The following is a 21,275-nucleotide window of genomic DNA, read 5'->3' as shown; positions in this document are numbered from 1 at the left end:
CGCCACCAGAGGGGTTCGCGTTGCCGCGTGGCCCCGGCATGGTGTCGCATCAAGCGCATGGCCTCACCTGCTCTGCCGGCGCCAACAAAAGGAGGCGTCAGATGGCGTACTGCAAGAGCTTGCAGTGCTGAAAGTCAGAAGATGGCTGGGCCATAGAGGCCACGGGAGGTGACTGAGGGAAAGCATGATCTCAAGGGGACAGTGACGCGGTCTGAAGCCTGATAAACGCCCATAGGGCACAGGTGTAGTGGTTTAATCATCCCGGACACCATTTAGGTGGTACAGTCGCCACCATGATCAGAGGTGTTCAATGGCAAAACAATGTTGTTTATTCACTGCCAAGTTCAAGCAGGAAGCGTGTCCTAGATGCTCGACCAAGGCTGTTCCGTCTCCGAAGCCAACAGTTCTCTGGACGTTGGCGAAACCGTGCCTCGTTGATGAATTCAGAAGAGTCCATCCAAACGAATTGACTCAACTCCTATTATCAAGTCTCTGACCCTTGGATACCGAATTGCAGTTTCGCCCTATCTTGATTTTGCCAAAAGGGAAAAGTAAAGCCCTGTTAGGGCTTTACTCTAAATAAGCTTAAGAAAATAAAGCCGTGAGATGATTGATGAAACGCTTTGTTTCATTCTCAACATCCGGATTTTTTACCACATCATTTGTGATAAAGGTGGGTAGTGCTTTCATGCCCAAAAACTGATTTGCCTTATGGAAATGCAGGTATACCCCATCCACTCCCTGGCCTTCAAAGAACTGTTTAGGATCATTAAATGCCTCTAATGGTGCATTCCATGTAAGAGAGAGCATGTATTTTTTGTCCTGAACAAGACCGCCTGAGCCATATTTTTTTGACATATCGGAGCGAGTTCGGCCATCACTTTCATACAGAGAGCCATGACCCTCTGTAAACACATCATCGATCCATTTTTTAACGGTCCATGGTTCCCCCATCCACCATCCCGGCATCTGATAAATCAGTACATCGCTGTTGAGAATTTTTGCTATCTCGCTTGGAGGATCAAAATCGCTATCAGCATTGGTAACAGATACCGTGTGCCCAAGGTGGTTTAATATCTCACAAGCGACATTGACATAATGTTGGTTTAACTCACCTTTGGCAAAACCATAACTTTTGGCGCCATTAACAATCAGAATGTTACTCATAAAATCACTACCTTTTTCAGATTGCAAGAGGCTGGGCGCACTAGAATCTTTGAGTTTTTCCAGGCGGACCCATCTCGATTCAAACATGCTCACCAGCATTTTTAATAAAAATTCGACATATGATAATGCTCGGCACTTATCAGTAACAGTTATTACCCCCCGGCAGTTAATAATATAAAGCAGGGAGGCTAATCTTAAAAACTGTCTGGAGAAATGAATGTGGCCATTCGCAAGATATTTTCTGCAGCATGAAATGCACTGCAAATCCCTGGAGATGGTGACAACCGTCTTTCAATCATCAGGGGAGTATTTCCTTTTCCTACTGGCGGACGTCAAGATTCAGTTCAGCGACGATGCGGGTTCCAGGTGCACATTGCGTCCTGCAGCCATTCCAGTACAAGCGCCAGCCACAGCGAGCGCAGCAGTCACCAACAGTGGCACAGTCCAACTACCGGACCAATCGTGCACTTGACCCAGCAGCAGCGGTCCCATTGCCGCCATCAAATAGCCGACACACTGCGCCATTCCTGACAGGGCTGCAGCATCGCCAGCATTTTGTGTGCGCAAACCGATGAAGGTCAGACCCAACATCATGCTCGCACCTGAGCCAAACCCCAGAATAGCGGCCCACAGCATTGCCAAATCGGGCGCATAGGCTATTCCCATCAGAGACAGTGCCGTCAGCAGACTGACCACGACGGCCAATAGCCTCTGGTCTTTCAGGCGGCGCAGCATCGCTGCCAGTATTATTCCGGGAATAGCCGTAGTTAGCTGCAGCATTCCGTGCACGGCACCAGCTGTTGCAGAGGAGATACCATGGTCCGTCAGAATCGCTGGCAGCCAGCCTACCGCAACATAAAAGGGCATTGCATTCAGCCCCATAAACAACGTGACCTGCCATGCCAGAGGGGATTTCCAAACCTCGACAGTTGTTGTCTTTTTCGTAACTGATAGCTGTTGTTGATGGTGTTTTTTAAGCTGTGGCAGCCATAAAGTAAGCGCAAGTAGCGGAGCTACCACTATCAGCGCCAAAGCAATATTCCAGCTCCAAAACTGCGTCAGCGGAATGATAATTGCCGAACCGATAGCACCTGCCGCCCCCATCGTAATGGAATAAGCACCTGTCATAGATGCCATGTTTGAAGAAAAATCACGTTTGATCAGGCTAGGCAACAATACATTCCCCAGAGCGATCCCTGTTCCAATCAGGATCGTGCCCACGTACAACGCCCAAATACTTCCTGCGGAACGGAGTAGAATCCCTGCTGAGATAATAACCATTGCGCCCAATAGGGTTCGCTCCAGTCCTAATCTCTGAGCAACAGGGGCGCTCAACGGTGAAAATGCTGCAAAGGCAAGCAAGGGTAATGAATTGAGCAACCCTACTGCGGTGATACTGAGTCCAAACTTGTCTTGGATTAATGGTAAAACCGGTGCGATAGCGGTGAAAGGAACGCGCAAGTTCACGGCAATAAAAAGGATTCCCATCACAAGTGCCATGGTATGCCACTTGTTTTTTATGTTTGACATTTTCTATGTTATCTCTGAAAAAATAATATTTTAAAATGCATGTTGATTGCAAGATATAGAAAACAAGACAGCATGTTTCTAAATTATGCCAAAGCACTAAACATGTTATGTCGCCAGAGGCGATTGAAACCGCTCTCCTCTAGGGCCACCCTGCTCTGTCATTCGATATCAAATACACCATTTTTGAGCATATTGTACGGTAGGACTTCCATCATCCAGCCCTAATATGGCCACGGATTGTTATTACAGATTGATGGACTATATAGTGGTTGAGTCGAGGAAATACGAGGTCGCCATGAGGGGGAGCACTTGGTTATTCGGATTAAAGCCCCATGGTCCCCCTTATGGGTGACAGTCAGATGAAGGTCATATCTCCAGAGACCACTGATGCGGCAAATCGATTTTCTGGCAAGCCGGAGATGGCGTTTGATCTGGCCTTTAATATCGCACCGTCATGTCGTGATGGCGCGGAAAGACCAATACGTGCACTGGTGCAGTATAGGGTTGTGAATGCCTCACCTGCCAGCGTTGGGCATGTGCTCTGAATAGCAGGGGATGGAAGAACGCAGTCAATTGTTCCGTCCGGACAATAGCGCACAATCCGATTGCCTCCCCATTCTGCATTCCATAAGTAGCCCTGCGCATCCACACAAGAACCATCTGGTGCCCCACCTCCTTCTATTTCAGTAAACACGCGTTGATTTTCGAAGGAAGGGTAATCACAGCAGAAAATGCGCCCTTGCATCGAGTCGCAGTAATACATGGTGCCACCATCCGGGCTGAAACAGATGCTATTGGGAATAGCCACTTCGGGAAGAGGCAACGTCTCTATATCAAGCGTCGCGGCATTCAGTCTGTGGAATTTTCCGATACTCTGTAACGGGTCTCCATCATCCATGGTGCCGAAGACATAATTGCCTGAACGATCGCAGCGGCCATCACCTATTCGCGTTCCGATCTCCCCCGGAGAGGAAACCAATTCAGTAAAACTGCGAGTATTCAGGTCATAGAAACCGATCCGAGATGCCAATCCCATCAGCAGAACGTCTGTCTTTTCGGTGAGTGCGAATGAGCCGAGGCGTTCAGGCAAAGACCAGCGCGTTACCGCGTTACTATCTCCTTCAAAGGCGAGCAGCTCGCTACCTTCAATGTCCGTCCAGAACAGCCTGCGGGTTTTATCACACCAAAGGGGGCACTCTCCCAGTGTGTTCCTGGCATCTACTGCAATTGAAAACATGTTAATCCTCCTGGCACTTTCATAAGGTATTGGCGAACGTCTACCCCAGGGGCAGACGTTCGTGAAGGTCAAAAATCAGAATGCCGCTTCATCAGTGCATAAGGCGCTCAGCTAACCGATCACCGAACAGCATGATGACGAGCCCGGTCAGCATGACCAGCATTCCACCCAGCTTTATCAAAGATACCGGACGCTGGATGGTGCCAAGCAGACCAAAATGGTCGATGACCTGGGATGAGAGCAACTGTCCGACGATGGCCAACCCAAGCAGGGCTGAAAACCCGATTTTCGGTGCGAGCACGACATAGCTGAACAACGCGCAAGCACCGATCAGGCCGCCAGCCAGACTCCACAGAGGCTGTGATGGAATGGCCGCAAGCGAGGTGAATAATCCGCCACGCAGCAGCGAGAAGATCCCAAGGCTGAATGCACCGGCCGCGAAGGAGAACAATGCGGCGGTGACCGAATCGCCCCCGAGTCCTCGTGCCAGCTGACTATTCAGAGTCGTCTGCAGCGTGATCCCGAGACCTGCGGCAAAAGCGATGACGTAATACAGCGTGCTCATGGGTTTCATACCTGTCAGTGTGCCTGTGCCAGCGGCAGGAAGGCGTCAGCAAAAATGTCAGGCTCATACCCGGCGGCGGCAAACAGATGCTCACGGGACTCATCAATGGCGGCGCGAAGGCGCGTGCTGTCTACGCCCAGCACCTTGCCATGCTGCTTGACGATGCGTCCACCGATCATGACGGTATCAATGTTGCTGCGCTCTGTCGCATGCACCACGGTGCCAAAGGCATTGCCGGACGGGTAGAGGTTGATGTCGCCAGCATTGATCAGAATGAGATCCGCCTGTTTTCCTGGTGTCAGGCTCCCTACCTTGTCCAGCAGCCCTGCACAGGCAGCACCATCGACAGTCGCCGATTTGAGGAGTTGGGCAGCCGGCAGCGTGGTCAGCGAGTGGTCGGTGCCGCAGCAATGCTGTTGATGCATGCCCATCACCCGTTGCAGGTAAAATGCCACGCGCATTTCCATAAACATATCAGTGCTGTAAGAGGTTTCATTGTCGACGCTGAGGCCAGGGCTGATGCCATGACGCTGCGCTGCCTGGATGGCAAACATACCGTCCTCGATGCCATAGTGCGCATCGGAGCGCGGGCAGACATTCACCCGGACACCGGCTTCTCGCAGGATCTTCCATCCCTCATCTGGCAGTGACGTGCAGTGATTGAAAATATTGTCCGGGCCGAGCAGACCGCGCCGATGCAGTGACTCCAGCTCAGACGCCATAAAAGAACCAAAGAATTCAGTGACGATCGGCAGTCCCAGCCTGCGAGCCTCAGCCCACAATGCAGGCTCCAGCTGGGCCATGACAGCAAGGGAAACCAGGCTCTCTGGGTTGTCCTTGAAATATTTCTCTTGCAGGCGTTGCCAGTTACCCGGCCAATGAGCCTTGTCCCATTCCCCCGATACCGGTGCGCCGGAGGCGTGTATGGCACGGATCCCTGCATCCAGCAGGGCCTCGACGGCGGCGTCCGAATGAGCTGCGGTGCGGCTGTTATGGGAATTGTCAATGACGGTGGTGATGCCTGCATCAATGCAGCCCAGTGCCGTCAGCAGGTTGCCGATATACATATCGGCAGGGCGATAGTACTTGGCGAAAGAGAAGTGCGTGGCGTTGCTGTAGTCTTCCAGACAAGTGGCATTCGGATTGATGCGGCGCAGTTGTCCCTCCCAGGAGTGGCGATGAGAATCCACCATCCCCGGCATGGCGATCATGTTCGTAGCATCGATGACACGGGCCCCATTCGCCTCCAGATTCTCGCCTATGGCCGTAATGGTTGATCCACTGATCAGAATGTCTCCACGTGCAATGTTACCCACGTTCTCATCCATGCTGAGGATCGTGGCTCCCTTGATCAAGATTGAATCTGGCCTTACATCTTGATTATTAACAATATTTCTAAGGTATCCGGTCATTTCAAGAGCCTCTTCTCTAGTCAATGGCGAAAAGATACGGCACTCTATTACCCTGAAAAAGATGACCAGACTGGTTTCATAATTCATGATCTTCGAATAATCATGGGAACTATCGGTAGAGGTATCGCCTCAAGGGAGAAGGGCTGTGGATCGTATTCAGGCTATGCAGATCTTTATGCGGGTTGCTGAGACCGGAAGCTTCGTGCGGGCAGCAGAGACCCTCTCACTGCCTTCCTCGACAGTCAGCAGTACGATTAAAAACCTCGAGAAATACCTGCTGGTGCGCCTGCTGAACAGAACAACGAGGCGGGTGAACCTCACCCCTGAAGGCCTGCAGTATCTTGCTCAGTGCAGGGAAATTCTCTCATTGATCGAGCATGCCGAGTCCAGCCTGACGGAGACTATCAAGCGGCCACAGGGGCGTTTGCGGGTTGATATGCCGAGCGGGATAGCACATTCCATCGTCATGCCGAATCTCAGAGACTTTCACCAACGTTATCCAGATATCTACCCGATGATAGGTGTGAGTGACCGGCAGGTTGATCTTGTTCAGGAAGGTGTGGACTGCGTGATCAGAACAGGAGAGCTGAATAACTCCACCCTTGTTGCTCGTCCCCTTGGCAGGTTTCGGTGGGTAACCTGCGCCTCGCCTGAATACCTTCACGAAAACGGTGTTCCCCAGTCCCCTGAAGAACTGTCTATGCACCAGGCGGTCCACTACTTTTCGGGCCTCGCCAGGCATGCAAACGAAATGCGATTTGTCCGCGGTAAAGAGACTCTATCGGTTACTGTGAGCGGCACCGCAGCCGTCAATGACACGGGGCTTTATATCAAGATGTGCCTCGATGGCTTTGGCCTCATCCAGCTTGCCGAGAATGTTGTACTGGATCACCTGCAGGCAGGAAGGCTCATCGAGGTGCTAGCAGATTGGCAACCGCCATCGGTACCTGTCACATTGCTTTATCCCCATCAGCGTTTTCTGTCTCCTGCCGTGCGTGCATTTGCTGATTGGATCGCCGAGCTTATTCATAATGCCAGCCCGGAAAAACGAATGTGACGAGATAAGAAAATAGAACTTTAAATATACTCAACATGTATAAAAACAGACTAAGCAACATCGTTATCTAAACTATGCCAGACTACAAAAAAGAGATCTCTTCACCTGAAGAATTTGACTCGGATACATTCACTCAGGCAGCCGTTGCCTTGCACGTGATATCTTCAGGCGAGTATTCAGGTATCAACCCGCACGCTCACAGGAAAGGTCAGCTGATAATGTCTTTACATGGCGCAGTCAGCTGTGAAGTACAGAATGCATTGTGGCTTGTTCCTCCCGGGCATGCGGTATGGATTCCTGGTGATACACCTCACAGTTGTCGTATAACGCAAAATGCCCGCACTTGCTTTCTTTTTATTGAGCCCGGCTCAGCAGTCATGCCTGAAACCTGCTGTACGATTGCTATTACCCCCCTCGTTCGCGAGCTCATTCTTCATCTTGCAGATCAGGGGCCTTCCTATCCTTCAGAAGGAAAGATGGCCAGACTCGCATCTGTACTTTTGGAACAAATTCCTGATGCGCCAGTTGAAGCGCTTTATCTACCAGTATCTACTCATCCCAAAATCAAACACATTACGGATGCACTTTTTGCCACCCCGGGTGACCGCACAACATTACGACAGTGGGCCGTTCGGCTTGCAACCAGTGAACGATCGCTCGCCAGACTGGTGCAAAGTGAAACAGGGGTGAGTTTCGGACGTTGGCGTCAGCAGCTTCATTTGGTGATTGCGTTAAGGCATTTGGCAGAGGGACAGTCAGTTCAAAATGTGGCCGGCACTCTGGGCTATGACTCTGTGAGTGCTTTCATCACCATGTTCAAGAAAGCACTGGGGAAATCTCCGACGCAATATTTTGCGTCTTTTCGTTGATCTGCTCAAATTAATTTTCCGCGGGCTTTCATTAGGCTAACCGATTTTATATGAGGCTCCGACATTTCAAACATCAACAGTTCGCTATTTTACAACCTGTATTTAAAAACATCCTGGATGCCTGGGGATGGTATTCACCTAATATCCATGTGCCTAAACCACAATCTAATTGAAATGGATAGGGTCACTCGGGTTCGATGAGGCGTATGACTCGAAGATTATATAATCCCGGTACTGTTCATCTGGTCGAGCTCCTAACGTAGTGTATTAGTCGGTGCTTTAAGCGGAAGTGAAAGGCTACAATCTGAATTAACATCAACACCACTGAGTAAAGGGCAAGAATTGAATATTTCAGTGACCCAGTTAACAAAAGCTCGTACTTTGGGAGATAAATGGCGGTTCTGCAAATATGCGACTGAAATTGGGATTGGCGAAGGGGATAGTTGTGGCGATTCACTTTTGGTGCCCAGGATAGGGCATTCTCTTTCAGATAACGCTCACTGAGTTCTGAGAGTGCAGGGGATGAAATGGCAGAAGGAGTCTCAGAGACTGCCTTAGGAGCAGGATTGGCCGCTGAGGGTGTCTGTTGCTGTAGCCACTGAGGCTCTGGCAGGAAGTTTGGCTGAGGTTCTGGCTGGACAGACTCAGGCTTTACCCGAGAACGAGCGCAGGCGAGCAACTGAGCCACCTTGCTACGGGCAACTAACTTATCTCGGGAATGAAAGGATTTCTGGATCTCTTTACGACGACCACAGGGGAGCGTAGTGACTTTCCGGTAATACCAGATGCCGTGTGGACTGAGCCAGAGATTCACTTTGAAGACTCCTGATTCATCCACACAAAGTAGATTACCAAGAGGTCTGAAGGGGGTATTAGCTGTAACTTGTTGAATGGCAAAAACAGGTGGTGGCCCCACCAGCCACATCCCGGCACTCGAGTCCCCCGCCTTGGCTGCTACCTTCCGGTCCTGACCAGGTCGACGGGTTATCAATGCGAGAGGACCAATAGGACCACCGGCGAGGAGAATAGGCAAACTGGCCCCTCAATGCAATGGCTTTCTACCGCATCGCGAGCCGTTCGCCTTATTTTTCAACAATCTGGCCAAGGGTTCAGCTAAAGAGCATGAATTTGGCACCCACCAGCAACATGAGCAGGGCAAAGGCCTGCTTGAGCCGCCGGGGTGACATACTGTGTGCCAGTCTGGCGCCCAGACGGGCAAACTGGGTGCTGGTGAGCACGATGCCAAGCAGGGCCGGCAGATAGATGAATCCGACGCTCCACTCGGGCAGATCGGCGTCTCCCCAACCGGCATAGAGGTAGCTGAGGCTGCCTGCCAGGGCGATGGGCATGCTGCAGGCGGCGGAGGCGGCCACGGCGTTGCGCATGGGCACCGAATTCCAGGTGAGGTAAGGCACGGTCAGCGAGCCGCCACCGATGCCGAACAAGGCCGACATCCAGCCGATGACGGTGCCCGCGATCCCGGTACCAAGGGGGCCCGGCATGTGTCGCTCCGCTTTTGGCCTCAGATTGAGCCCCATCTGCAGGGCCATGGTCCAGGCGAAGCAGCCGATGATGATGTTGAGGGTGCTGGCGCTCAGCAGGTTGGCGGTCATGCCGCCGAGCCAGGCACCGACCAGCATGCCGGCGCCCAGGCGCCGAATCATCCCCCAGTCTACCGCCCCGGCCTCCTGGTGCGCACGCAGGGAGCTGAAACCGGTGAAGATCATGGTGGGCAGCGAGGTGCCGAGGGCCAGATGGGTGATGATCTCCGGCGCCACGCCCTGTGCGTGAAAACTCAGGACCAGCACGGGGACGATGATGAGGCCGCCGCCGATACCGAACAGCCCGGCCAGCATGCCCGCGAAGGCGCCCAACACCAGATAGCCCACAAACAGCATAAACATTCCTTCAATAACGAAACAGCGGTCAACTTGACCGCCATTGCCCATAAAAAAGAGATGGCATCTTGCCATCCCTTTATTGTGCCGATTAATGCAGGGGAATGGTACCGTCCATCACCTTGTAGAACGCCAGCACGGCGCAACCGAGCAGGGCTGCCGTCATCCCCTGCTCCAGCCGGTTGAGGCTGCGCAGGCCGTGGTGCTGGCGCGCCTTCCAGTAGATGAAGATCCCCGGGCTGTAGAGCAGCGCCACCAGCAAGAGGTACTCCACCCCGGCGGCATAGACCAGCCAGCAGCCATAGACGGTGGCCACCAGGGCCAACAGCAGGTCGCGCTTGCGCTGATGGGGCTGGCCCGCGTAGGTCTCCCCTTTCAACGCCAGCTTGAGGCCGTAAGCACCGGAGAAGACATAGGGCACCAGGGCCGCCGAGGTGGCGATGTTCACCAACGCCAGATAGGTGCTGTTCTGGAAGTAGATGATGATGAGGAAAATTTGCACCAGGCAGGTGGAGCACCAGAGCGACACCTTGGGGGAGCCGTTCTTGTTCTCCTTGGCGAACCAGGCCGGGAAGACCCCGGTCTTGCCCGCGATGTAGGGCACTTCCGCCGCCAGCACGGTCCAGCTCAGCAGGGCCCCCATCACCGAGATCACCAGGCCGATGTTGATGAGCCAGGCGCCCCAGGGGCCGACCACGGCTTCCAGGATCATGGCGGTGGAGGGGTTCTTGAGGGCCGCCAGTTGCGGCTGGTTCATGACCCCCAGGGAGAACAGGGTCACCATGACGTAGAGCGCCAGGGCGCCGAGCAGCGCCAGCACGGTGGCGCGGCCCACGTCCTTGCGATGGCGGGCACGGGCGGAGACCACCACGGCCCCCTCGATGCCGATGAAGACCCACAGGGTCACCTTCATGGTGGACTTCACCTGATCCATCACGGAACCGAGCTCGGGACTCCCCTGCCCCCAGAGATCCAGGGTGAAGGTCTCCATGTTGAAAGCGAGCAGGATGGCCACGCAGAAGACGATGAGGGGCACCATTTTGGCGATGGTGGTGACGATGTTCACCAGCGCCGCCACCTGGATGCCGCGCAGCACCAGGGCATGCACCGACCAGATGAGCAGGGAAGCGAGCGTGATGGCGACCGGGGTGTTGCCGTCACCGAAGATGACATTGTCCGGCGTGTCGAAGAAGTAGCTCAGCGCACTGAACACCACGATGGCGTAGGAGACGTTGGCCAGCAGCTGGCACAGCCAGTAACCCCAGGCGGCGTTGAAGCCGACGAAATCCCCGAACCCTGCTTTGGCGTAGCTGAAGATGCCGCCATCGAGATCCGGTCGACGCATGGAGAGATTCTGGTAGACCAAGGCGAGGCAGATCATGCCGATCCCCGTGATGGCCCATCCCAGGGCGACGGCCCCGGCACTGGCGTGCGCTGCGATGTTTTGCGGCAGACTGAAAACCCCGGCACCGACCATGGAGCCGATCACCAGCGAAATGAGGGCACCCAGCCCCAGTTTCTTGTCCATCTCAAACCTGTTTTATTAGGCGGCGGCTGAGCATCCGTATTCATACAGCGCGCGACATGGGAGGGGCTAAAAATCCGTACCCCGTGAAAAAGGCGGCAACTATATTGCATGACTATTCCGGCCGCAATCCCTCTTGCCGTCAATCATGAGCCGCCTTGACCGCGCGCAATTTTACAGCACTGACCCGGGGTGCCTGTGAGCTGGTTCAAATTAAGAAAGACCCGTTGATATTTCACGACTTTTCATGATGCCGCCCCGCTTTTCAAAAGCCGGACCTGCATGGCTATGCACCCTTGCACTGGGGCCTTTCCCCTGCAAAAACGCCCCTGCAGGAGGGGCGTCAGAGAGGGTATATGCAGGGGGGACTAGAGCCTCAAGCCGCCGTCCAGCTCGATCATCCGCCCCGACAGATAGTCGTTGGCAAGGATGAACTGCACCGTCTGGGCCAGCTGCGCCGCCTGCCCCAGGGTGCCCACCGGGATGGCCTGTTGCATGCGGGCCATGGCTTCGGGCTTCATCGCCGCCGTCATGTCGGTGGCAAAGACGCCGGGGGCGATGCCCATCACCCGGATGCCGTGACGGGCCAGTTCCTTCCCCCAGGTGACCACCAGAGAGGCCACCCCCGCCTTGCTGGCGGCATAGTTGCTCTGGCCCATGTTGCCGGCCCGGGCGATGGAGGAGATGTTGATGATGACGCCCCCCTCCCCGCCGATGGCCATCAGCGCCGCCCCCTCGCGCCCGCACAGGAAGGTGCCGGTGAGGTTGACGTCGATGACGCTCTGCCACTGGGCAAGGCTCATCTTCTCCGTCAGAGCCCCCTCCTTCACCTTGATCAGCATGCCGTCGCGCAGGATGCCGGCACAGTTGACGAGGCCGTGCAGGGCACCGAACTGATCCTTGATGGCGGCGAAGGTCGCCTCGACCTCTGGCTCGCTTGCCACGTTGCAGACGAACAGGGCGCAGCGGCCGTCACGGCTGCGCACTTCCGCCTCGGTCACCTCCAGATCGGTGCAGTTGACGTCGATGAGGGCAAGCACGGCCCCCTGCTCCGCCAGACTCAGAGCGATGGCGCGGCCCAGCCCCCTGCCCGCCCCCGTGATGGCGATGACTTTCCGTGTGATATCCATAAATGCTCCTGGTGAGATGGCCGGTGACTGTCGAGTCAAAGACTATCGGGTAAATAGGTAGATAGCGGCCCTTAACCCGGCGCTGTCTTGTCCCGATAGAGCTCGAGGATGCTGGAAAAATCCTTGTTCTCCTGGCCCTGGCTCCCGTGCAGGTTGAAGAGGTTGCGGGCCAGGGCCCCCATGGGCACGGCGCTGTGGGCATGTTCCGCCAACGCCATGGCGAGCCCCAAATCCTTGACCATCAGCCGGGTCATAAAGCCCCCTGTATACCCACGCGACGCCGGCACATTTTCCATCAACCCGGGCCAGGGGTTGTAGCGCTCCAGGCTCCAGTTGTTGCCCGAACTCTTGCCCATGATGGTGGAGAGCACGGCGGGATCCAGCCCCTCCTTGACCCCGAGCGCCAGCGCCTCGGCGGTGCCCACCATGTGGATGGCGAGCAGCATGTTGTTGCACATCTTGGCGATCTGGCCAGCACCGAGGGCCCCGGCGTGAAACAGGTTCTGCCCCATGCAGGCGAGCACGGGTCTGGCCGCTTCAAAATCCGCTTGTTCGCCGCCGACGATGAAGGTGAGCGTGCCCGCCGCCGCACCGGCCACGCCCCCCGAGACGGGGGCATCGAGAAAACGGATGCCGCTCGCCTGCGCCGCCGCCCCCACCTGACGGGCCGAGGCCACGTCTATGGTGGAGCAGTCGATGACCAGGGCACCGGGCGACAGGGCCGCCAGCAGATCCTGGCCACCCCGCTCACCGACACTCTCCCCCAGCCAGAGACTGCGCACGTGCTCCCCCGCTGGCAGCATGCTGATGACCAGCTCGCAGCCACTCACCGCTTCCCGGGCATTCCCGGCAGCAATGCAGCCAGCCTCGATGGCCCGGCTCAGGCTCTCGGGCACCAAATCAAACACCTGCACCCTGTGCCCCGCCCTGGCCAGGTTGGCGGCCATGGGCCCCCCCATATTGCCAAGCCCGATAAACCCAATCCTTGTCATGGTGTGCTCCTTGTGTGTGATCCCGCGTCAGCGGAGGCGCAAGGGGTTGTCCCCCTCGGGCCAGCGATAGAAGGCATCCAGCCAGGCCTCGCCCGCCTGCGGGGCCTGCCAGCGAGGGGATTTGTCCTTGTCGATGAGCAGAGCCCGCACCCCTTCCACGAAGTCCCCTCTGAGCACGCAATTGACCGAGAGGGTCAGCTCGTCGGCAAACACCTCGGCCAGGGACTGGCGCCGTGCCTGCCAGAACTGGCGCCAGAGAATGGCGCGGCTGATGGGGCTGCCGCGAAGGCAGGTCTCCCGTCCCTGAGCCAGCGCCGGTTCGTCCAGCTCGGCCCCCTCGAGGCGCGCCAACACCCCTTGCAGGGAGCGGCCGGTCAACAGCGCATCGATGCGGGCCTGGTGGGGCAGCAGTACGGGAGGCGGCAATGCCTGGCCAAGGGATCGCTGCAAACCGGTGAGCAGCGCCTCGATCTGCTCGCCGGGGTCGCCTGCGGACCAGTCGAGGGCGGCGAGGCGCGCCGGCAGCTCGGCCCGCTCGCGGCTCCCCATGGCGTGATCCGCGAGCCCCAGGCCGATGGCGTCCGCCCCGTTGAAGCGGGCACCGGTGAGGCCGAGCCAGAGTCCGAGCCGCCCCGGCATCCGGCTCAAAAACCAGCTGGCCCCCACATCCGGATAGAGGCCGATGGTCACCTCCGGCATGGCGAACAGACTCTTCTCCGTCACCACCCGAAAAGCGGCCCCGGCAAAGAGGCCGATGCCGCCCCCCATGCAGATGCCGTCCGCCACGCAGACAAGGGGCTTGCCGTAGCAGTGGATGTGGTGATCGAGCCGGTACTCCTGTTCGAAGAAGTCGCGGGCATAGCCAAACAGTGCCGACTCGCTCCCCTCCTGCTTGCGGTAATAGAAGGAGCGGATGTCGCCACCGGCGCAGAATGCCTTCTCGCCGGCCCCCTGCAGCAGCACGCAGACAATGGCCGGATCCTGCTCCCAGCGGGTCAACGCCCCCTGCAACAACTGGATCATCTCAAGGCTCAGGGCGTTGAGGGAGGCGGGGCTGTCCAGAGTCAGCATGCCGATGTGGCGGCCATCCGCCGTGGGGTGGGTCTCGATGCGCACGGGCTCACTCATGGTCGGCCCCCGCAGACCGGGTATCTGCCCCTGCGACATGGCGGGTCGCCATCAATACCTCATTCATCCTTCACTCCCTCACTCTTTCGGCCTGGATTGGTCATAACGCCACCGCGGGGCCCGCTTCTCCAGGAAGGCCGCCACCCCTTCGCGCTGGTTGGCATCGTCAAACAGGGCAAGAAAGAGGCTGCGCTCGAGCGGCAGCGCCGCGTCCCTGTGGGTGCTTCGCCCCTGATTGATGAGCTGTTTGCAGGCACGCAGGGCGCTCGGGCTCTGGCGCTCCACCAGCTGGGCCATCTGCTGCGCCGCCTCCCAGGCGTGCCCCTCGGTCACCACCTCCTCCACCAGCCCCATCTCGTAGGCCAGGGTGGCGCTCACCTTCTCGCCGCAGAGGATCATCCGCTTGGCCCAGCCCGGCCCCACCAGCTCGGTGAGGCGCTGGGTGCCGCCGGCGCAGGGCAGCAAGCCCACCGAGGCCTCCGGCAACCCCAGCTTGGCCTGCTGCTCGGCAATGCGGATGTCGCAGGCCAGCGCGACTTCGAGCCCCCCTCCCATGGCATAGCCGTTGATGGCAGCGATGCTGACCCCGTGAAAGCGGGCCAGCGCCTCGAAGGCGTGGCCAAAGGCCTCGGCCACCTCGCGGGCGTGCGCCAGGCTGCCGTCGGCGAACATCTTGAGATCGGCGCCGGCGCAGAAGAATTTCTCTCCGGCACCGCGGATCACCAGGGCCACCACGTCGGGGCGACCATCCAGCTCCACCATCATCTGCAAGAAGGCTTGCAGGCTGGCGAGCGTCCAGGTGTTGGCGGGTGGGTGATCGAGGGTGATGTAGGCCACGTGGCCGTGATATTCGAGCCTGATCCTTGTCATTGCGTTGTCCTTGTCAAAAAAACTGCCCCATGATGACAGGGTTGAATGGAGCCAACCTGCACCTGGCTCACAAAGCCTGAGGACGCGCCGACTGCGTCCTCAGGGCAGGCTACTCCCGCTACTCCAGCGACAGGCCGGGGTCGGCCAGCAGGCGGCGGGCGATGATGAGCCGCATCACTTCATTCGTCCCTTCCAGAATGCGGTGCACCCGGGTGTCGCGCAGATAGCGCTCAAGCGGATACTCGCGGATATAACCATAGCCGCCAAAGAGTTGCAGGGCGTCGTCGCAGATGCGGTGCCCCACGTCGGTGGCAAAACGCTTGGCCATGGCGCACCAGGCGCTCTTGTCCGGGCTGCCCTCATCGAGTTTGGCGGCCGCCTGGCGCACCAGCAGGCGGGCGGCGGCGAGCTCGGTGGCCATGTCGGCCAGGCGAAACTGCACGCTCTGGAATTCGCTGATCAGGTGTCCAAATTGCTGACGCTGGCGCACGTGCTCCAACGCGTCGTCCAGGGCCTGCTGGGCGGTGCCCAGCGAACAGCTGGCGATGTTGATGCGCCCCCCATCGAGCGCCTGCATGGCGAACCTGAACCCTTCCCCCTCCTCCCCCAGCCGGAAGCGAGCGGGAATGCGCACGGCATTGAAGTTCACCTCCCGGGTCGGCTGGCTGTTCCAGCCCATCTTTTCCTCCGCCTTGCCATAGTTCACGCCGGGGGTCTGGGCCGGTACCATGAAGGCAGAGATCCCCTTGGCCCCCTCGCCACCGGTGCGGGCCATCACCACCAGCACGTCGGTGCTGCCGGCACCCGAGATGAACACCTTGCTGCCGTCGAGGAGGTAATCCTCGCCATCGCGCACGGCGCGGGTCTTGAGGGCCGCAGCGTCGGAGCCCGCCCCTGGCTCGGTGAGGCAGTAGGATCCCAGCAACTCGCCGCTGGCGAGCCTGGGTACCCACTCCTCGGCCACCTCGGCAGGCAGCCAACTGCCCAGCATCCAGCTCACCATGTTGTGGATGGTGAGATAGGCGGTGGTGGAGGTGCAGCCCATGGCGAGGCGCTCAAAGATAAGGCTGGCATCGAGCCTGCTCAGGCCCAGACCGTCATACTGCTCCGGGGTATAGAGGCCGCACAGGCCCAGCGCCGCCGCCTGCTTGATGGTGGGGATGGGGAACTCGTGCTCCCTGTCCCAGCGCGCGGCGTGGGGTTTGAGCGCCAGATCGGCGAAGGCGCCGGCCGACTCGACACAGGCCCGTTGGGATTCGGTCAGGGTAAAATCCATCTTGTTCGCTTCCTTTGTACTTGTTCCGTCGATCCGTTGCTGTCAATGGGGGCGCCCGGGCAAAGTGGGCAACTCCTGCCGTCAGCGCAGCTGGATGGTCATATTGGGGCCGCTGGGAATGTCTTCGTCGAACCAGCGCTCCGTCACCGTCTTGGTCTCGGTGTAAAAACGCACCGCCTGTTTGCCGTAGGCGTGCAGATCCCCGTAGAAGGAGCCGCGCCAGCCGGTAAAAGAGAAGAACGGCAGCGGCACCGGGATGGGCACGTTGATCCCCACCTGGCCCACCGCCACCTCGTGGCGGAACTTGCGGGCGGCGGCGCCACAGCCGGTGAAGAGGGAGGTGCCGTTGCCATAGGGGTTGGCGTTGATGAGGGCAAGCGCCTCGTCGAGGCTCTCCACCTCGAGGCAGGCCAGCACGGGCCCGAAGATCTCCTCCTTGTAGATGCGCATCTCGGGGGTCACGCCGTGAAACAGGGTCGGCCCCACCCAGTTGCCCACCGGGTAGCCGGGGACGTCGCAAAAACGGCCGTCAAGCAGGCACTCGGCTCCCTCGGCAATCCCCGCCTCGATAAGCCCCTCCACCCTGACTTTCGCCTCCGGGCTGATGAGGGGGCCATAAGCCGCTTCGGGATCGTGCCAGACGCCGGGTTTCACCTTGGCGAACTCGGCGGCGAGCTCGGGGATCCACTCTCGGGCGCTCCCCACGAACACTGCCACGCTGATGGCCATGCAGCGCTGACCGGCGGCGCCGACTCCGGCTCCCACGAGGTTGCCGAGTACCTGCGCCTTGTTGGCATCCGGCATGATCACCATGTGATTCTTGGCCCCGACAAAGCACTGGGCGCGCTTGAGCTGCGACGTGGCGCTGCGATAGACGTGGCCGCCGACCCGGGCCGAGCCCACGAAACTGACTGCCTTGACATCGGGATGGGCCAGCAGCGCATCCACCTGCTCGGCGCCGCCGTGCACCACCGACAGAATGCCCCTGGGGGCCCCCGCCTCGGTAAACAGCTCGGCCAGGCGCATGGGGGTGAGAGGATCCTGCTCGGAGGGCTTGAGCACAAAGCCGTTGCCGCAGGCCACCGCCAGCGGGAACATCCAGAGCGGGATCATGGCCGGAAAGTTGAACGGCGTGATGCCGACGCAGACCCCGAGGGGCTGCACCCAGGAGTGGCCGTCGACCCGGCGCGCCACGTTGCCCATGGTCTCCCCCAGGGTCTGGCTGGCAATGGCGCAGGCCTGCTCCACCACCTCGATGCCGCGCCACACATCCCCCTTGGCATCCGCCAGGTTCTTGCCGGTTTCCTGGGCCAGCAGGGTCGCCAGCTCGTCGTGATGCACTTTCAACAGATGCTGGTAGTTGAACATCACCCGGGCCCGCTCGGAGGTCGGCACCTCTCGCCACAGCAGATAGGCCTCGTGAGTGGTGCGCACCGCCAGCTCAATTTCCGCAGAGGTAGCTTTCGGCACCCGCGCCAGCAGATGCTGGTCCGCCGGGTCGGTCACCTCTATCCACTCGTCGCTTGCGGACGGACACGCCTCGCCACCGATGTAGAGCGGCAGATCCCCGTACTGGGTGTGATGCTGGCTCATGCCCCCCTCCTAGCCCGTTGGCAGGCGATGGCAGGCCACTGCAGGCCGGCCACATCAATCTTGCTGTTGCACATCCTGTTCACTCCTTGCGCTCCTCTGCCCGGGTAGCCCTTACGGCGGGCTGCCATCGAATTTACCTTAGACTAACAATCAATTTACGTTTACGCTAACGTAAACTTGAATCACAAATGGACTGACCAGTCATCACCCTGATGGCAGGGGAAATCGGCAGTCCACTGCACCAAGGAGAGCACGGATGCATGCCCTGATGGATGAAACCCTCCAGGCCCTGACCGAACAGGTCGAGGCTTTCTGCCAGAAAGTGATCGCACCGCGCGCCAGCGAGATCGATCAGAGCAACGCTTTCCCCCGGGATCTCTGGCCCCGCATGGGTGAGCTGGGGCTGCACGGCATCACGGTGGCGGAGGAGTATGACGGGGTGAACCTCGGCTATCTGGCCCATGTGCTGGTGATGGAGCAGGTGAGCCGCGCCAGCGCCTCGGTCGGCCTCTCCTACGGCGCCCACTCCAATCTCTGCATCAACCAGATCCACCGCCACGGCACCCCTGATCAGAAGGCGAGATATCTGCCTGATCTGGTCAGCGGCAAACACGTGGGGGCGCTGGCCATGAGCGAGCCGGGTGCCGGCTCCGACGTGGTGAGCATGCGCCTCACCGCGGTGCGCGAGGGGGATCACTTCGTGCTGAACGGCAACAAGATGTGGATCACCAATGGGCCCGATGCCGACACCTTCGTCATCTATGCCAAGACCGATGCCGCCGCCGGGCCCAAAGGGATTTCCGCCTTTATCGTCGAGGCGGGGACTCCCGGTTTTTCCACCGCCCAGAAGCTCGACAAGCTCGGCATGCGCGGATCCAGTACCTGCGAGCTGGTGTTCGACAACTGCCGGGTGCCGCAGGAGAACCTGCTGGGCCCCCTGCACGGCGGGGTCAAGGTGCTGATGAGCGGTCTGGACTACGAGCGGGTGGTGCTGGCGGCTGGCCCCCTTGGCATCATGCAGGCCTGCATGGACGTGGTGCTCCCCTATGTGCGCGAGCGCAAGCAGTTCGGTCAGGCCATCGGCGAGTTCCAGCTGGTGCAGGGCAAGCTCGCCGACATGTATACCCGTCTCGCCAGCAGCCGGGCGCTGGTCTATTCGGTGGCGAGCGCCTGCGATCAGGGCCGCACCAGCCGCAAGGATTGCGCCGCCGCCATCCTGTTTGCCGCCGAGAACGCCACCCAGATGGCCCTCGATGCCATCCAGCTGCTCGGCGGCAACGGCTACATCAACGAATACCCCACCGGCCGGCTGCTGCGGGACGCCAAACTCTACGAAATCGGCGCCGGCACCTCGGAGATCCGCCGCTGGCTCATCGGCCGCGAGCTGATGGGAGAGAGCGCATGAGCAGGATCCACTCCCGTCTCGACACCGCGAGCCCCGACTATGAGGCCAATCGGGCCGCCATGCAGGCACTGGTCGACGATCTGAATACCCGCCTGGAGGAGATAGCCCAGGGCGGGGGCGCGGCCAACAACGCCCGCCATCAGGCCCGTGGCAAGCTGCTGCCCCGCGAGCGCATCGACCAGCTGCTGGACCCGGGTTCCCCCTTTCTCGAACTGTCGGCGCTGGCGGGCTGGCAGGTCTATGACGAACCGGTGCCCGCTGCCGGCATCCTCACCGGCATCGGACGGGTCTCGGGGCGCCTGTGCATGCTGGTGGTGAATGACGCCACCGTGAAGGGCGGCACCTACTACCCCCTCACGGTGAAAAAGCACCTGCGCGCCCAGGCCATTGCCGAGCGACTGCGCCTCCCATGCCTCTATCTGGTGGATTCCGGCGGTGCCTTCCTGCCCATGCAGGACGAGGTGTTCCCCGACCGGGAGCATTTTGGCCGCATCTTCTACAACCAGGCTCGCATGTCGGCCCAGAGCATCCCCCAGCTGGCGGTGGTGATGGGGCTCTGCACCGCCGGCGGCGCCTACGTGCCCGCCATGGCGGACGAGTCCATCATGGTCAGGGAGCAGGCCACCCTCTTTCTGGCGGGCCCGCCCCTGGTCAAGGCCGCCACCGGCGAGGAGATCAGCGCAGAAGCCTTGGGGGGCGCCGAGGTGCACTGCGTCCACTCCGGGGTGGCGGATCACATGGCCCGGGACGATGCCCATGCCCTGGCCATCGCCCGCACCCTGGTAAGCAACCTGGGGGACAACCAGACGGCGGCGTCACCCGCCCCATCCGCTCCCTCCTATGATGAGCCGCACTACCCCATCGAGGAGCTCTACGGCCTGGTGGGCACCAGTCTCAAGCGCCCCTATGACGCACGAGAATTGATCGCCCGGCTGGTGGATGGCTCTGTGTTTGACGAATTCAAGGCGTTGTTCGGCACTACCTTGGTGACGGGTTTTTCCCGCATTGAGGGCATGCAGGTGGGGATCCTCGCCAACAACGGCGTGCTGCACAGCGACAGCGCCCAGAAGGGAGCCCACTTCATCCAGCTCTGCAACCAGCGGGGGATCCCGCTGCTGTTTCTGCAAAACATCACCGGCTTTATGGTGGGGAGTACGGCGGAGAAAGAGGGGATCGCCAAGCACGGCGCCAAGCTGGTGACCGCCGTGGCCTGCAGCCGGGTGCCCAAGATCACCCTGATCGTCGGCGGCAGCTTCGGTGCCGGCAACTACGGCATGTGCGGGCGCGCCTATGAACCGGATTTTCTCTTCAGCTGGCCCAACAGCCGCATCTCCGTCATGGGGGGCGAGCAGGCGGCCGGGGTGCTGGTGCAGGTGCGCCGGGACAAGCTGGCCGCCGAGGGCAAGACTCTGGGCGAGCCGGAGGCGGCCGCCATTCGCGCCCCGGTGATCGCGCAGTACGAGCGCCAGGGTCACCCCTATTACGCCAGTGCTCGCCTGTGGGATGACGGCGTCATCGACCCGGCCCAGAGCCGCACCGTGCTGGCCCTGGCGCTGGCGGCCTGCCAGGGGGCCGAGCCGGGCCCCGGGCAGTACGGCATCTTCCGGATGTAAGGAGTTCA

Annotated in this window: 17 protein-coding genes and 1 other RNA gene; 4 read left to right on the top strand and 14 right to left on the bottom strand. The window is 59.3% G+C overall.

Annotated features, from left to right (window positions below; genetic code table 11):
* Positions 1–585: 585 nt before the first annotated feature.
* The 5 genes from ACVDHI_RS06355 to ACVDHI_RS06335 all read right to left on the bottom strand — a co-directional run bounded on the left by ACVDHI_RS06355 (position 586) and on the right by ACVDHI_RS06335 (position 5,998).
* The gene (locus tag ACVDHI_RS06355) at positions 586–1,254 is read right to left on the bottom strand and encodes an NAD(P)H-dependent oxidoreductase (RefSeq protein WP_366918287.1); all 669 of its coding nucleotides are present in this window, start codon (positions 1,252–1,254) and stop codon (positions 586–588) included.
* Positions 1,255–1,506: 252 nt separating this feature from the next.
* The gene (locus tag ACVDHI_RS06350) at positions 1,507–2,667 is read right to left on the bottom strand and encodes an MFS transporter (RefSeq protein ID WP_447211860.1); all 1,161 of its coding nucleotides are present in this window, start codon (positions 2,665–2,667) and stop codon (positions 1,507–1,509) included.
* Positions 2,668–3,052: 385 nt separating this feature from the next.
* Entirely contained in the window at positions 3,053–3,934 is an 882-nt protein-coding gene (locus ACVDHI_RS06345; protein ID WP_323878391.1) for an SMP-30/gluconolactonase/LRE family protein, read from the bottom strand.
* Positions 3,935–4,025: 91 nt separating this feature from the next.
* Complete coding sequence (locus ACVDHI_RS06340; protein WP_039039069.1) at positions 4,026–4,499, bottom strand: DMT family transporter; 474 nt, start codon at positions 4,497–4,499, stop codon at positions 4,026–4,028.
* A gap of 14 nt (positions 4,500–4,513) precedes the next feature.
* The gene (locus ACVDHI_RS06335) at positions 4,514–5,998 is read right to left on the bottom strand and encodes an amidohydrolase family protein (RefSeq protein ID WP_301480541.1); all 1,485 of its coding nucleotides are present in this window, start codon (positions 5,996–5,998) and stop codon (positions 4,514–4,516) included.
* A gap of 58 nt (positions 5,999–6,056) precedes the next feature.
* Between ACVDHI_RS06335 and ACVDHI_RS06330 the strand changes: the two genes are divergently transcribed.
* Both ACVDHI_RS06330 and ACVDHI_RS06325 read left to right on the top strand, forming a co-directional pair.
* Positions 6,057–6,968 carry a LysR substrate-binding domain-containing protein gene (locus tag ACVDHI_RS06330; protein ID WP_447211859.1) on the top strand — a complete coding sequence of 304 codons (912 nt, stop codon included), beginning with the start codon at positions 6,057–6,059 and terminating at the stop codon, positions 6,966–6,968.
* Positions 6,969–7,042: 74 nt separating this feature from the next.
* Positions 7,043–7,837, top strand: coding sequence for an AraC family transcriptional regulator (locus ACVDHI_RS06325; RefSeq protein WP_080767869.1), 795 nt, complete (start codon positions 7,043–7,045; stop codon positions 7,835–7,837).
* A 910-nt stretch (positions 7,838–8,747) separates the two neighbouring features.
* Here ACVDHI_RS06325 and ffs read toward each other — a convergent pair.
* From ffs to ACVDHI_RS06280, 9 genes are all read right to left on the bottom strand, one after another.
* An RNA gene (ffs, locus tag ACVDHI_RS06320) (signal recognition particle sRNA small type) lies at positions 8,748–8,844 on the bottom strand.
* 102 nt (positions 8,845–8,946) lie between these two features.
* Positions 8,947–9,735: a sulfite exporter TauE/SafE family protein gene (locus ACVDHI_RS06315; protein WP_010674601.1), complete on the bottom strand. Its 789-nt coding sequence runs from the start codon at positions 9,733–9,735 to the stop codon at positions 8,947–8,949.
* 91 nt (positions 9,736–9,826) lie between these two features.
* The gene (gene arcD / locus ACVDHI_RS06310; RefSeq protein WP_010674600.1) at positions 9,827–11,263 is read right to left on the bottom strand and encodes an arginine-ornithine antiporter; all 1,437 of its coding nucleotides are present in this window, start codon (positions 11,261–11,263) and stop codon (positions 9,827–9,829) included.
* A gap of 365 nt (positions 11,264–11,628) precedes the next feature.
* Positions 11,629–12,390, bottom strand: coding sequence for an SDR family oxidoreductase (locus ACVDHI_RS06305; protein ID WP_447211858.1), 762 nt, complete (start codon positions 12,388–12,390; stop codon positions 11,629–11,631).
* A 71-nt stretch (positions 12,391–12,461) separates the two neighbouring features.
* Entirely contained in the window at positions 12,462–13,382 is a 921-nt protein-coding gene (mmsB, locus tag ACVDHI_RS06300) for a 3-hydroxyisobutyrate dehydrogenase (RefSeq protein WP_447211857.1), read from the bottom strand.
* A 27-nt stretch (positions 13,383–13,409) separates the two neighbouring features.
* Positions 13,410–14,510, bottom strand: a complete 1,101-nt coding sequence (locus tag ACVDHI_RS06295; protein ID WP_447211856.1) for an enoyl-CoA hydratase/isomerase family protein — start codon at positions 14,508–14,510, stop codon at positions 13,410–13,412.
* Between the two features lie 78 nt (positions 14,511–14,588).
* Positions 14,589–15,380 (bottom strand): enoyl-CoA hydratase, encoded by a 792-nt coding sequence (locus ACVDHI_RS06290; RefSeq protein WP_201894108.1) that lies wholly within the window; start codon positions 15,378–15,380, stop codon positions 14,589–14,591.
* A gap of 118 nt (positions 15,381–15,498) precedes the next feature.
* Positions 15,499–16,656, bottom strand: coding sequence for an acyl-CoA dehydrogenase family protein (locus tag ACVDHI_RS06285; protein ID WP_447211855.1), 1,158 nt, complete (start codon positions 16,654–16,656; stop codon positions 15,499–15,501).
* An 81-nt stretch (positions 16,657–16,737) separates the two neighbouring features.
* On the bottom strand, positions 16,738–18,249 hold the full coding sequence (locus ACVDHI_RS06280; RefSeq protein WP_447211854.1) for a CoA-acylating methylmalonate-semialdehyde dehydrogenase: 1,512 nt from the start codon (positions 18,247–18,249) through the stop codon (positions 16,738–16,740).
* A 256-nt stretch (positions 18,250–18,505) separates the two neighbouring features.
* On the opposite strand from ACVDHI_RS06280, the gene ACVDHI_RS06275 reads away from it, so the two are divergent.
* Both ACVDHI_RS06275 and ACVDHI_RS06270 read left to right on the top strand, forming a co-directional pair.
* Entirely contained in the window at positions 18,506–19,654 is a 1,149-nt protein-coding gene (locus tag ACVDHI_RS06275; RefSeq protein WP_151028040.1) for an isovaleryl-CoA dehydrogenase, read from the top strand.
* The gene (locus tag ACVDHI_RS06270) at positions 19,651–21,267 is read left to right on the top strand and encodes a carboxyl transferase domain-containing protein (protein WP_447211853.1); all 1,617 of its coding nucleotides are present in this window, start codon (positions 19,651–19,653) and stop codon (positions 21,265–21,267) included. Before ACVDHI_RS06275 ends, ACVDHI_RS06270 begins: the two co-directional genes overlap by 4 nt.
* Positions 21,268–21,275: the final 8 nt, after the last annotated feature.

The sequence above is a fragment of the Aeromonas sp. 25-248 genome, from assembly GCF_053005425.1.
Note: the sequence above shows the minus strand (reverse complement) of the source record. Positions and strands in the feature narration are given on the sequence as shown.